We start from the raw sequence: 13,239 nt of genomic DNA on the forward strand, positions 1-13,239 counted from the left end.
GCGTCGTCGGGGCGAGGGAGCAGCAGCAAGCACGAAAAAGCCGGGAGGCTTGCGCGCTCCCGGCTTATGACTTCAGCCGCTGTCGCCGATGGCGCTCCGCGCTGCATTACACCCGGCTGACAGTGGCCACGGCCTGGGCCACGTAGTCCAGGTTGCGCTGGCTCAGTGCGGCCACGCAGATGCGGCCGGTGCCGACGGCGTAGATCGCGAACTCGTCGCGCAGGCGGTCCACCTGGGTCCGGGTCAGGCCCGAGTACGAGAACATGCCGGCCTGGCGCTGGATGAAGTCGAACTCCGGCGCGCCCAGCGTGGCGAGTTTTTCCACCAGCCCGGCGCGCAGGGAATGGATGCGCTCGCGCATTTCGGTCAGTTCCTGCTCCCACAGATCGCGCAGCTCCGGGCTGGTCAGCACGCCGGCCACCAGCGCGGCGCCGTGCGTGGACGGGCTGGAGTAGATCGTGCGGATGATGCGCTTGACCTGCGACTGCACGGCCTTGGCTTCGGCGGCGGTGGCCGAGACCACCGACAGCGCGCCCACGCGCTCGCCATACAGCGAGAACGACTTGGAGTAGGAGCTGGCGACCACGTAGCTGTCGATGCCTTCGGCAGCCAGCAGGCGCACCGCATAGGCATCGGCCTCGATGCCCTGGTCGAAGCCCTGGTAGGCGATGTCGACGAACGGGAACAGGTTGCGTTCCTTCAACAGCCCCGCCACCTGCTTCCACTGTTCGCGGCTCAGGTCTGCGCCGGTGGGGTTGTGGCAGCAGGCGTGCAGCAGCACCACGGTGCCCGGCTCCAGCTTGGCCAGGTCGGCGAGCATGCCGTCGAAGTTCAGGCCATGGCTGGCGGCATCGAAATAGGTGTAATCGACAACCTCGAAGCCGGCCGCGCCGAACACCGCGCGATGGTTTTCCCAGCTGGGGTTGCTGATGGCGATGGTGGCGGTGGGCAGCAGCTTCTTGAGCAGGTCCGCGCCCACGCGCAATGCACCGCTGCCGCCGACGGTCTGCGAGGTCGCCACGCGGCCGGAGGTCACCAGCGCAGAGTCGGCGCCGAACAGCAGCTCCTGGGTGGCCTTGTCGTACGCGGCCAGGCCGTCGATGGGCAGGTAACCGCGCGGTTTGGCGTCCTGCGCGAGCTGCTGCTCGATCTGGTGCACGGCGCGCAACAGCGGGATGCGTCCGTTTTCGTCGTAATAGATGCCCACGCCCAGGTTGACCTTGTTGGGGCGGCTGTCGGCGTTGTAGGCCTCGGTCAGGCCCAGGATGGGGTCGCCTGGAACCTGTTCCACGTTTGCAAAGAAGGACACGGCATGACTCGCTGAAGGACGAAAGAGTGGGGTACTTCCGGATCGTTGACCGCTGCTGGGCCAAACCACTTCATCGTAGCAGCCCATGGCCGGCGTAGCATGCTTCGTTCCGTACGCAACAATGCACTGCCAGTACGGATGAGGGACACTACCTGCATGTCCAGACTCACCTTGTTGGCCGCCGCCTGCGGCCTGTTCGCCACGGGCGCCACATCGCCCGTCCTGGCCGCCGATCCGGCGCCGCCCGCCTCCACGCCGATCCAGCGCCTGCCCGCCGTGCAGGTGGACGCAGCGCGCGTGCGCGGGGTGGACGACTTCGACCTGCCGGCCTCGTTCACCGTGGTGGCGGCCGATGACGACAACCGCCGTGGCGCGCAGGTGTCCGAGCTGCTGGACGGCATCCCCGGCCTGGTGGCGCGCGACCGCCAGAACTACGCGCAGGACACCCAGCTGTCAATCCGCGGCTTCGGCGCGCGCTCCACCTTCGGCGTGCGCGGCGTGCGGCTGTTGGTGGACGGCATCCCGGCCAGCATGCCCGACGGCCAGGGCCAGCTGTCGCACTTCAACGTGCTGGGCGCGCAACGGGTGGAAGTGCTGCGCGGGCCGTTTTCGGCGCTGTACGGCAACTCTTCCGGCGGCGTGCTGCAGCTGTGGAGCGCCGATGGCCAGCCGGACGACCCGTGGCGTCTGCGCGCCACCTATGGCAGCAACGCCACCGTCAACGTCGGTGCGCAATTGCTCGGCCAGCAGGGTGCGGTGCACTACAACGTGGCGGCCAATCGTTTCGACACCGATGGCTTCCGTGCGCATAGCCGCGCCAGGCGCGACTCGGTCAATGCCAAGCTCGGCTTCGATCTGGCCGAGGGCCGCCGGCTGGACCTGGTGCTCAACTATCTGGACGCACCCGATGCCCAGGACCCGCTCGGTCTGACCCGCGCCCAGTTCACTGCCGACCCGGCACAGGCCACGTCGGTGGCCACCCAGTTCGATACCCGCAAGTCGGTGCGCCAGTCGCAGGCAGGCGCCATTTTCACCCAGCAATTGGATAACCAGACGCTGCGCCTGATGGCCTATGGCGGCCAGCGCAGCGTGGAGCAGTTCCTGGCCATTCCGGTGGCGGTGCAGCGCAACCCGCTGCATTCGGGCGGGGTGATCGATCTGGACAGCAATTACGAAGGTGCCGATGCGCGCTGGGCCTGGCAGGGCGAAGCGCTGGGCCGGCCGCTGCAGCTGACAGTGGGCACCAATGTCGACCGCCAGCGCCAGCACCGCACCGGTTACGAGAATTTCGTCGGCGACACACTCGGCATCAAGGGCGCATTGCGCCGCAACCAGCGCGATGAGGTCCAGAACGTGGACCAGTTCGCGCAGCTGTGGTGGCAGTGGAGCGAGCGCTGGTCGGCGCTGCTGGGCGTGCGCCATAGCGACGTGCGCTTCGAATCGGACGACCACTACATCGTGGGCCGCAATCCCGACGACAGCGGCAAGCGCGCTTATTCGGCGACCACGCCGGTGGCCGGCATCGTGTTCCGCGCCGACGAGGATCTGCGGTTTTACGCGTCGGTCGGGCGCGGTTTCGAAACGCCCACCTTCAACGAACTGGGTTACCGCAGCGATGGCGGCGCCGGCCTGGCGCTGGACCTGGGCGCGGCCACCAGCCGCAACTACGAAGTGGGCAGCAAGTGGCGCGCGCAAAGCGGCGCGGCGCTGGAATTTGCGGTCTTCCGCGCCGACACCGACGACGAGCTGGCGGTGGCCAGCAATACCAACGGGCGCAGCACCTATCGCAACATCGGCGCCACCCGGCGCCAGGGCGCGGAGCTCAGCTGGCAACAGCCGATCGGTGCCGCCCAGCAGCTGCAGCTGGCCTATACCTTCGTCGATGCCACCGTGCGCGACGGCTACCTCACCTGTGCCAGCAGCGGCTGCGCCACGCCCACCGCACTGGTGGCCAGTGGTTCGCGCCTGCCGGGCGTGCCGCGCCAGCAACTGTTTGCGCGCTGGCAATGGCAGCCGGCGCAATGGCAGTTGGCTGCCGAATCGGTGGCCTCCGGCGCCACCGTGGTCAACGACCTGGCCACCGAACGTGCACCCGGCTACGCCTTGGTGAACCTGGAAGCCTCCCGGCGCTGGACCACCGCGCAGGGCGCATTGCGCGCCTTCGCACGTATCGACAATGTGCTGGACCGGCAGTACGTGGGCTCGGTCATCGTCAACGATGGCAACGGCCGCTACTACGAGCCCGGCCCGGACCGCACCTACACGGTGGGATTGCAGTGGGATTTTGGCGGCTGAGAAACATTCCACGCACCGCACGCCACTATGCACCGTGGCCTTGTAGGAGCGCCCCCGGGCGCGACGAGCCTGTCCCGATCAGACCAATCCCTACGCCATACCGCACCAGCATGATCGTCATCGACCACGCCCCTGCCGACTGGTTTCTTCTCTCCGAGGGTGATCGCTCTTGGCTGGATATCAACTGCGCGATCTCGGCCGCCGGCTTTTCGATCCTGCTGCTGTTGGACGCCACCGAGCGTGCCGCCGTGCTGGCAGGCCAGCATGCCGCCTGCGCAACGTTGGCGGCCCACGTTCAAGCCAGGCCACACGACTACGCTGCACGCGACAGCAGCGCGACCGACGGCAAGCGCGTGCTTGCGGCAGTGCGGCAATGGCGTGCGAGAGGAAGTACCGCGGCCGGCTAGTGCGCTATTGCGCGGTGCCGATGGGACTAGCCGATGGCGAGACTGAAGGTTGCGCTGCTGCCTGTACGTGCTCGCAGCGCGTTGCGCTCTGGTAGACAGCCTCCTGCGCGAGTCCGAGCAAGTCGGCGCCGAGCCAGGCACCGTCAGATCGGCATGCTAGCCTCTGCCGCGCATTCACGGCATGGAGCGCAACGATGATGATCTGCAAGCGAACGGTCATGGTGGCGGCGATGGCGGCCGGCCTGCTGGTCTGCCACGCCGCGTGGGCAGACCACGTGGATATGCGCATCGTGCGCGACTATCCGGCCGGCACCCCGGCCATTGCACAAATCCACGCGTGGTTGCAGCAGCAATCCAGGCTGGGGACGCAGCCCAGGCAAACGCCGCCGCCGGCCGATGCCGCAGCGCTGGGCGCGGTGCGCATCAGCACCGCCATCTTCGATCGTCCGTTGAATACGCGCGCCGATGACATCAGCAACGCCGCGCCGCTGCCCGCACGCGGCCAGCCGCGCGACGAAATCACGATCGACGCCTGTACTGCCGGCCAACGCCATCGCTGGGTCTATTTCTGGGAGCAGTCCGGTCGGAGTGCCGCATGGCAGCTGCGCTCTTACCGGCTACAAACGGCAACCGACTGCCAAGTGCCACCGGAGCAATCCATGGCCATCGGCACGGCAGCAGAGCACGGTGTGACGGTAACTGGCAAACCTTAGCGCGGTTGGCAGCGTCAGCTCGGTGAATGCACAAGCCTGGCAGTCGTGTCACCGCCCGCGTTGCGTTGATTGACTCGACGTGCTTGCCGCGTGCGCTACACGCCTTGCTCTCCTCGCCGATGTTCAGTGTGTCAGTGCCTCACTGGCGAACCTGCGTTGCGACAGATGCCGCAAGCCGGCGGCCAGACGAAACGGCGCGGCATACGCCATTCTGCTGCAGTGCCATCGACGTCAGGCCGATGACGCGCTGCAGCGTATTTTTCGCGGGAATGGCAGGGTCAATTCCGGTTCCACGATGACGCAGCGCAACAGCATCGCACATGACATTGCGCTAGCACTTGCGCGGGTATACACGTTCGCATCAGACCACTTGCCAGGAGATCACGATGAACGCGCAACCTGCCACCAAGCCGCTCAACACCGATCCGCAGTCGATCTTCAAACCGCGCTACGACAACTTCATCGGCGGCAAGTGGGTCGCGCCGAAGGGTGGTCAGTATTTCGACAACACCACGCCGATCAACGGCAAGGTCTTTACCTCGATCGCGCGCTCCACCGCTCCGGATATCGAAGCGGCGCTGGATGCTGCGCACGCGGCCAAGGACGCGTGGGGCAAGACCTCCACCACCGAGCGCTCTAACGTACTGCTCAAGATCGCCGACCGCATCGAACAGAATCTCGAACTGCTCGCGTACGCCGAGACCTGGGACAACGGCAAGCCGGTGCGCGAAACGCTCAATGCCGACGTGCCATTGTGCGTGGACCACTTCCGCTATTTCGCCGGTGCCATCCGCGCGCAGGAAGGCGGTATTTCCGAGATCGACAGCGACACCATCGCGTATCACTTCCACGAACCGTTGGGCGTGGTGGGGCAGATCATTCCGTGGAATTTCCCGCTGCTGATGGCGTGCTGGAAACTCGCGCCGGCGCTTGCCGCCGGCAACTGCGTGGTGATGAAGCCGGCAGAGCAGACGCCGGCTTCGATTTTGGTGTTGATGGAACTCATCGGCGACCTGCTGCCGCCTGGCGTGTTGAACGTGGTCAACGGCTTCGGCCTGGAGGCCGGCAAGCCGCTGGCCAGCAACCCGCGCATCGCCAAGATTGCATTCACCGGCGAAACCACCACCGGCCGGCTGATCATGCAGTACGCCAGCCAGAACCTGATTCCGGTGACGCTGGAGCTGGGTGGCAAATCGCCCAACATCTTCTTCGCCGATGTGATGGCCGAAGACGACGATTTTCTCGACAAGGCGGTGGAAGGCTTCGTGCTGTTCGCCTTCAATCAAGGCGAAGTGTGTACCTGCCCGTCGCGCGCGCTGATCCAGGAATCCATCTACGACAGCTTCATGGAAAAGGCGCTTGCGCGCGTGGCGGCGATCAAGCAGGGCAATCCGCTCGATCCCAACACCATGGTCGGTGCGCAGGCGTCCAGTGAGCAGCTGGAAAAAATTCTCTCCTACATCGATATCGGCAAGCAGGAAGGTGCGCAAGTGCTGATCGGCGGCGAGCGCAACACGCTCGAGGGCGACCTGGCCGGGGGCTTTTACGTCAAGCCCACGGTGTTCAAGGGGCACAACAAGATGCGCGTGTTCCAGGAGGAGATCTTCGGCCCGGTGGTCTCGGTCACCACCTTCAAGGACGAAGCCGACGCGCTGGCGATCGCCAACGACACGCTATACGGCCTGGGTGCCGGCCTCTGGAGTCGCGACGCTTCGCGCCTGTATCGGATGGGCCGCGCGATCCAGGCTGGCCGCGTGTGGACCAACTGCTATCACGCCTACCCGGCGCATGCTGCATTTGGCGGGTACAAGCAGTCGGGCATCGGCCGCGAAAACCACAAGATGATGCTCGACCACTATCAACAGACCAAGAACCTGTTGGTGAGCTATTCGCCGAAGGCGCTGGGGCTTTTCTAACGGCAGCTGCGTGGCTGACCGCCTCGATGTTTGCGCACACGAAAGCCAGCCGGGCTTGTTCTGCTGCACCATCGATGCAAAGGCATGCACACGGTGTCCGCGTGCATGCACGCCCGCACATAGCGGCAGGGTATGGTGCTCGACAAGGCGGCCGGAGCGGCCGCAGGAGTTAGCCGATGCAAGACAGCACCACGCGCACTGAGCTGCCGGCCCAGGTAACGGCCACGCTGGCGGCACTGCAGCTGATCGACAAGCTGCGTGCCCAGCATGGCGATGTGTTGTTCCACCAATCCGGCGGCTGCTGCGATGGGTCTTCGCCAATGTGTTTTGCGGTCGGCGAATTCATCGTCGGCGACCGCGACGTCTTGCTGGGCGAGATTGGCGGCGCGCCGTTCTACATCAGCGCGCCGCAATTTGAATACTGGAAGCACACCCAGCTCATCATCGATGTGGTGCCGGGGCGCGGTGGCATGTTTTCGCTGGAAAATGGGGAAGGTGTGCGCTTCCTGGTGCGGTCGCGGCTGTTTGATGATGATGAATTCGCACGGTTGCAGCAGGCCGGCCGGGCGTGAGCCACGCGGTGAGATTTGCCCCGTGATCACGGATCGGCCTGGTGCAGGTTGGTTTGTCTTTCAACCCACGCTTTCAGCCAGAGACCCGCCAGGAACACCTCTTCAGTCATCGGTCCCCGTCGATGGCGCGCTTCCCGGCTTCTTGGCCGGCGTCTGGTCATCGGCAGGAATCAGGCGCCCGGGCGCATCGCCGGCGCCGCGGTCTTCATAGTGTTCGGCGTCGCGCTTGCCGTGTTGTTCGCCCGGCTGGGTGGGTTGGTCGCGTAACGGGTCGCGGGACATGGTGGACTCCTGACAGCAAGATGGGCGAGCAGTTCACCGCGCCTGCGGTGAAGGGCACGCAAATCGCGCAATGCAAGCGAATTTCTCACGCATGGCTCACGGCAGCGGCGTTACTGATGTCAGCCCCCATGCCGCACCGTGGAGCCGCCCATGCGCCCCCAGGATCGCCGTCCCGACCGTCGCCTGTTCAGTGCCCATGTCGAGCCCGCTCCGCCCAGGCGCGCGCCGCGCAAGTCATGCATGCCGGATACGGCTGGCGTGGCGCAGGATTTCCATTGCTACAGCCTGGCCGACTACCAGCGCCGCCGCCGGCGTGGCGGGCCCACCTGGCGCGATTTATCGCCGGCCTATGCGTTTGCGCGGATCACCCACGCTGCCGATTGGCCGCGCGGGGCCGATATCGATTGCGAGCAGGCCCTGGCTGCGCAGTGGGACAGCATGCGTGGAGCCTCGCGACTGGACTGGCCGCATGTGCGCGACATTGTCGAAGATGCCTGGCTGGCCCTGGACCACATTCCCGAAGCCGCAATTCATGGAGCAGCGCACTGATGGCACGACCGATCTGGACCGGCACCCTTTCCTTCGGCTTGCTCAACGTGCCGGTGTCGTTGATGTCGGGCGAGCGCAAGGTGGATCTGCATTTCCGGATGCTGGATTCGCGCGACAAAAAACCGATCCGCTTCGAACGCGTCAATGCCGACACCGGCGATGAGGTGCCGTGGAAGGAGATCGTCAAGGCATTCGAATACGACAAGGGCAGCTACGTCATCGTCGAAGAACAGGATATCCGCTCTGCGGCGCCGGAAAGCCATGAAACGGTCGAGGTGGAAACCTTTGTCGATGCAGCCGACATCGACCCACGCTATTTCGAAAAGCCCTACATCCTGGTGCCGGGCAAGAAGGCCGAAAAGGGGTACGTGCTGTTGCGCGAAACCTTGCGCGACACCGGCAAGGTAGGCATTGCCAAGGTGGTGATCCGCACCCGCGAGTATCTGGCGGCGGTGATGCCGCAGGGCGATGCATTGATCCTGTTGTTGCTGCGTTATCAGCAGGAGGTGGTGGACCCGCAGGACTTCAAGCTGCCGGCCGGTGCGGTGGGCGAGTACCGCATCACGCCCAAGGAACAGGAGATGGCAAAGCAGCTGATCGAGTCGATGTCCGGCACCTGGCAGCCGGAGGATTACCACGACGAATTCCGCGGCAAGCTGGAAAAGATCTTGCGCAAGCGCATCCAGGAAAAGGGCGGCACGACCACCGTGGACGTGGAACCCCCTCAGCACGAAGACGCCACCACCAACGTGGTGGACTTCATGTCGTTGCTGCAGAAGAGCCTGCAGGCCAATACGCGCACGCCAGCCAAGAAATCCAGCACGGCCGAAACGGCAAGCGCACCTGCAAAGAAAACGGCGACCAAGAAAGCGGCGAAGAAAGCTGCCAGGAAGACCGCAGGCAAGGCGGCCAAGAAGACTGCCGCCAAGACGGCCGCGCCCAGGCGCAAGGCGGGGTAGGCGGGGTCGCAGCACGGACGGTATGGGCGGCATGCCCGCCTGTCGGCGCGCGCTTGGCCGCGAATGGTGAGGCACTCTTGGTCCGCTGCCTGGCGGGCCGCTCACAGCGCTCGATCACGCGCGACGGTCTTGCGGCGTCAAGGCGAGATCGCATCGGCCCGCTCGCGCGTCACCCGGCTCAACGCGTCGGCGCTGATCTCGGCGATGGAATGCGTGCCGGTCAGCGTCATCGCCACGCGCATTTCCTTTTCGATCAGGGTCAGCAGGTTTTCCACGCCGGCCTGCCCGGCGGCCGCCAGCGCGTAGACGAACGCGCGGCCCAGCAATACCGCATCGGCACCGAGCGCGAGCATGCGCACCACATCCAGCCCGCTGCGGATGCCCGAATCGGCCAGAATCTTCAGTTCGCCCTTTACCGCATCGGCAATGGCCGGCAGCGCGCGTGCGCTGGACAGCACGCCGTCGAGCTGACGGCCGCCGTGGTTGGAGACCACGATGCCGTCGGCGCCGAAGCGCACCGCATCGCGCGCGTCCTCCGGGTCCAGGATGCCCTTGATCACCATCGGCCCGGTCCAGAATTCGCGGATCCATTCCAGGTCTTTCCAGGCAATGGACGGGTCGAAGTTGGCGCCCAGCCAGCCGATGTAATCCTGCAGGCCGGTGGGGCTGCCGCGGTAGGCGGAGATGTTGCCCAGATCGTGCGGCCTGCCGAGCAAGCCCACGTCCCACGCCCAGCGGGGGTGCGTCACTGCCTGCAGCATGCGCCGCAGCGAGGCATTGGGCCCGCTCATGCCCGAGTGCGCATCGCGGTAGCGCGCGCCCGGCGTGGGCATGTCCACGGTGAACACCAGCGTGGTCACGCCCGCGGCCTTGGCCCGTTCCAGCGCATTGCGCATGAAGCCACGGTCCTTGAGCACATAGAGCTGGAACCACATCGGCCGTTCGATGGCCGGCGCCACTTCTTCGATCGGGCACACCGACACCGTGGACAGGGTGAAGGGAATGCCGCGCGCGGCCGCCGCACGCGCGGCCTGCACTTCGCCGCGGCGTGCATACATGCCGGTGAGGCCGACCGGCGCCAATGCCACCGGCATCGCCAGCGTTTCGCCGAACAGCTCGGTGCTCAGGCGCAGATCCGACATATTGCGCAGCACCCGCTGGCGCAGCGCTACATCGGCCAGGTCCGAGACATTGCGCCGCAAGGTGTGCTCGGCATACGCGCCGCCATCGATGTAATGGAACAGGAAGGGCGGCAGGCGTGCTTGCGCAGCGGCGCGGTAGTCGGAAGCGGCGGAAATGATCATCGAAGACGGGACGGCAGCGGCGGGGAGCGGCCGAGTGTAAGACGATCCATCCAAGACGGCACGGCACCGGGGCAGCGAGTCGGCACTCTAGGTCTGGATGCGGCTCGAGACAGTGCCATGCCCGTTGCAGTGCGCCCGCTTAGGCGGGCGCAAAATGCCCGTGAAACCCTAGCGGTAGCGCGTACGGAAGCCATGCCTGGGCCACCGGCCCGGCATCGATATGTCGTGCGTCCAGCACCATCAGCCCGGTGCGGCCGCGGCGGGTGTCCAGCACGGTGCCGACCAGCCAGCCATCGTCTGGGCGGTCGCTGCCGGGCCTGGGGACGAACACATGTTCCTCGGCCAGCACGTCCGGCCCGTAGCGATGCACCTGGCGGCGGTCGCGTTCCAGGTCATAGCCGGCCACGGCATTGAGGAACGGCGAGTTGTTGGGCCCATCGATGCATGGCGCATACAGGCGTGCGCCGGTGGTGGTCGGGGTGCGGCGGTCGTACAACGGCAATTCCAGGTTATCCACCGGATGCGGCTGCCAGTGCGCGCGGCCGTTGCTCAGGTCCAGATGCAGGCTGCGCAGTTGCACCTGTGATGGTGCGGCCGCCGGGTCGCCGTGCATGGCCGCACGCATTGGCGAGCGCGCCTGCTCCGGATCGTCGTACACGATGGCGCGCACCACGATGCGGTCGCGATGCGCATAGGCGTCGGCAAAGTGGTATGCCACCGCAAAGTCGGCTTCAAACCAGCGTGGTTGGTCCAACGCATCCTTGGGCACCACCGCAATCCGCGATGGCGCTTCGGGCGTAAAGCGCAGTCTTTCGAAGAACGCGCCCTCGCCGTCCAGCCGGCGGTACGGCGCCATGACCAGAATCAAATGCCGATCTGTCATGGCAAAGCTGTGCATATAGCCGGGGGCGTCGGTGTGCAGCAGCTGCACGTGACGCAACGTGGCATCTGCGCCCAGGTGCCAGAGCACCACGCCGCTGGCGCCTGCCGCATTGATTGAGCCGAAGTTCCATGCGCTGCCGTCGCGGTCGATCAATGGGTGTGCGGAAAACGGCATCGCAGCCAGATCGTCGCGCCAGGTCACCGGGCCGAGCGTGCGCAACGCATCCGGATCCAGCTCGATCGCCGATCCCGCTTCCCATAATGCGAACAACCGGCCATTGAGCATCGCCACCGAGGTATTGGCGGTGTTGACGTCGTCGTTATTGCGGACCGGCTGCATGTCGGGCACGGAGGTGCCAGCGGCGCGATACAGAAAACGTCCGGCCTGCTGTTCCTGGGTGAATTTATGCGTCGCCACCATGCGCCCGACGTGCTGCACCTGGGTGCCGCCCAGCTGCCAGCGATGCACCATGCCATCGCCATCGAACCAGTGTTCGTAGCGGAACCCGGCGCGCTCGGTCCAGGCCGGGCCATTGCGATACAGGCTGCCTGCCAGTCCTTCGGGAAGCTTGCCCTGCACTGCCGTGGTGGTCGGCCCGAAGGTGGGGCTGGTCACGCTGCGCCAGCCCAGCAGCCACGATGTGCGCTGCAACTGTGTATGAAACGCTGCCGCTTCTGCGGCGTGTGCAGGCAGACTGCGTAACATCCAGCTGCCGAGCGCAGCGCTGCCGCCGGCGGCCAACAGGGATTGCAGAAAGCGACGACGGTGCATGGCAGCGCTCCTATCGCGTGCCGGTGTCAGCGCATTTGCACGCTGATGCGCTTCCCGCTGGCCGGCAGGTCGAAGACGATCTCGTCCAAGCCAGGCTTGCGCATGCCGGTGGGGTTGTTGCTGAAGCCGTATCCTTCCACCGGCATGCCGATCAGGTTGGTGTCCAGCTTGCCGTTGGCGTTTTCGTCGTGATTGATCATCACGGCATAACGGCCGGGCGGAAGATTCTTGAACTGGATGTGCGGTGTGCTGCTGGTGATCGGCAGCGTCTGCGCCTGCACCGGCGGCTGTGCACTGTCCAGTTGTGCGGCCGAGGCGATCACCGCGACGCGCAGCTTGCCTTGTTGCGAACGCAAGCCGCTGACGTCCACGTTCAGGTCGGCGGCGTGCACGCCGGCGCTGCCGAGCAGCCATGCGAGCGCAACAACGGGATAGGGACGGGCGAGCATGCAACTCTCCTGGCAACGATAGGGATGCGACGCGGTGAGACCGATCGTACGCAGCGTATCCACCTTGCTGCACTGGCGGCCGTCGCAGATCGGACCGTGAGGGGTCGCCCATACTTGCAGCAGCACGCCAGGTTGCATGTCGTGTGGGCCGAACCTGGGTGCAAGCAGACGAAGCACTGCCTGGCATCCATGCGACGCCGCTGCTGTCTGCGCCGTCACCACACCAGCGGCAGCAGGCGCCGGCTCTGCTTCGCATACGCCGGGTAAGCCACCGGGAAGGCGCGCTGCAACGCGGCCTCTTCGATGCGAATGCGGTGCAGGAAGACCCAGGTCACCGGCACCACGATCGCCATCACCGACAACGCATTGCCCATGCCCAGCGCCAGCCCGTAAAACGCCAGCAACGCGCCGGTGTACGACGGGTGCCGCAGCCAGCGATACGGACCGCGACGCACCAACTGGTGATCGGGCTGGATGGTCACGTCCACCGTGAACCAGCGCGCCAGCACCTGGATGGCCCACACGCGCAACGCCAGCCCGCTGCCGATCAAGGCGCAGCCGGCCCACTGCAGCGCCCCCGCCCAACCCTGCGGCCAGTGCGCCAGGCCGCTGTAGGCCAGCATCACTGCAACGGCCACCGCCGCAGACAACACGCGCCACAGGTATTTCAGGGTGCCTTGATCGTGCGCGCCACCATCGCCGGCGCGGCGACGGCGGCTGAGCAGCAGCTCATAGCCACCCCAGACCAGATTGAGCGCGATGAACAGACTGGAAGCGGACATGGTGTGACTCCTTGGCAACGCGGTGAGTGGATGAGGCCAGTCTGCGCG

At 65.8% G+C, this 13,239-nt stretch carries 13 protein-coding genes; 7 read left to right on the top strand and 6 right to left on the bottom strand.

Annotation, left to right across the window (positions count from 1 at the left end):
• Nucleotides 1–106: 106 nt before the first annotated feature.
• The gene (locus tag ACDH77_RS00485) at nt 107–1,309 is read right to left on the bottom strand and encodes an amino acid aminotransferase (protein ID WP_277575496.1); all 1,203 of its coding nucleotides are present in this window, start codon (nt 1,307–1,309) and stop codon (nt 107–109) included.
• Between the two features lie 156 nt (nt 1,310–1,465).
• Between ACDH77_RS00485 and ACDH77_RS00490 the strand changes: the two genes are divergently transcribed.
• From ACDH77_RS00490 to ACDH77_RS00510, 5 genes are all read left to right on the top strand, one after another.
• Nucleotides 1,466–3,604, top strand: a complete 2,139-nt coding sequence (locus tag ACDH77_RS00490) for a TonB-dependent receptor family protein (RefSeq protein ID WP_372353662.1) — start codon at nt 1,466–1,468, stop codon at nt 3,602–3,604.
• 110 nt (nt 3,605–3,714) lie between these two features.
• Entirely contained in the window at nt 3,715–4,011 is a 297-nt protein-coding gene (locus tag ACDH77_RS00495; protein ID WP_031420532.1) for a hypothetical protein, read from the top strand.
• A gap of 194 nt (nt 4,012–4,205) precedes the next feature.
• Nucleotides 4,206–4,724, top strand: a complete 519-nt coding sequence (locus ACDH77_RS00500; RefSeq protein ID WP_372353663.1) for a hypothetical protein — start codon at nt 4,206–4,208, stop codon at nt 4,722–4,724.
• Between the two features lie 386 nt (nt 4,725–5,110).
• A complete protein-coding gene (gene adh / locus ACDH77_RS00505) occupies nt 5,111–6,640 on the top strand; it encodes an aldehyde dehydrogenase (protein ID WP_372353664.1) in 1,530 nt (509 codons plus the stop codon).
• Between the two features lie 176 nt (nt 6,641–6,816).
• Nucleotides 6,817–7,212: a DUF779 domain-containing protein gene (locus ACDH77_RS00510; RefSeq protein ID WP_011345853.1), complete on the top strand. Its 396-nt coding sequence runs from the start codon at nt 6,817–6,819 to the stop codon at nt 7,210–7,212.
• Between the two features lie 102 nt (nt 7,213–7,314).
• On the opposite strand, the gene ACDH77_RS00515 is transcribed toward ACDH77_RS00510, so the two are convergent.
• Nucleotides 7,315–7,494, bottom strand: a complete 180-nt coding sequence (locus ACDH77_RS00515; protein WP_008573948.1) for a hypothetical protein — start codon at nt 7,492–7,494, stop codon at nt 7,315–7,317.
• Nucleotides 7,495–7,644: 150 nt separating this feature from the next.
• Between ACDH77_RS00515 and ACDH77_RS00520 the strand changes: the two genes are divergently transcribed.
• Nucleotides 7,645–8,043: a hypothetical protein gene (locus ACDH77_RS00520; protein WP_042773766.1), complete on the top strand. Its 399-nt coding sequence runs from the start codon at nt 7,645–7,647 to the stop codon at nt 8,041–8,043.
• A complete protein-coding gene (locus ACDH77_RS00525) occupies nt 8,043–9,002 on the top strand; it encodes a Ku protein (protein ID WP_031420536.1) in 960 nt (319 codons plus the stop codon). The genes ACDH77_RS00520 and ACDH77_RS00525 overlap by 1 nt, the downstream gene beginning before the upstream one ends.
• Nucleotides 9,003–9,139: 137 nt before the next feature.
• On the opposite strand, the gene lldD is transcribed toward ACDH77_RS00525, so the two are convergent.
• The 4 genes from lldD to ACDH77_RS00545 all read right to left on the bottom strand — a co-directional run bounded on the left by lldD (nt 9,140) and on the right by ACDH77_RS00545 (nt 13,191).
• Nucleotides 9,140–10,306 carry an FMN-dependent L-lactate dehydrogenase LldD gene (lldD, locus tag ACDH77_RS00530; RefSeq protein WP_031420537.1) on the bottom strand — a complete coding sequence of 389 codons (1,167 nt, stop codon included), beginning with the start codon at nt 10,304–10,306 and terminating at the stop codon, nt 9,140–9,142.
• Between the two features lie 139 nt (nt 10,307–10,445).
• On the bottom strand, nt 10,446–11,960 hold the full coding sequence (locus ACDH77_RS00535) for a carotenoid oxygenase family protein (protein WP_372171836.1): 1,515 nt from the start codon (nt 11,958–11,960) through the stop codon (nt 10,446–10,448).
• A gap of 26 nt (nt 11,961–11,986) precedes the next feature.
• Nucleotides 11,987–12,409, bottom strand: a complete 423-nt coding sequence (locus ACDH77_RS00540) for a DUF2141 domain-containing protein (RefSeq protein WP_218497304.1) — start codon at nt 12,407–12,409, stop codon at nt 11,987–11,989.
• A gap of 215 nt (nt 12,410–12,624) precedes the next feature.
• Nucleotides 12,625–13,191, bottom strand: a complete 567-nt coding sequence (locus ACDH77_RS00545; protein ID WP_218489512.1) for a methyltransferase family protein — start codon at nt 13,189–13,191, stop codon at nt 12,625–12,627.
• Between the last annotated feature and the right edge of the window lie 48 nt (nt 13,192–13,239).

It is taken from the genome of Xanthomonas axonopodis pv. maculifoliigardeniae, assembly GCF_041519315.1.
Taxonomy (GTDB): domain Bacteria; phylum Pseudomonadota; class Gammaproteobacteria; order Xanthomonadales; family Xanthomonadaceae; genus Xanthomonas; species Xanthomonas euvesicatoria.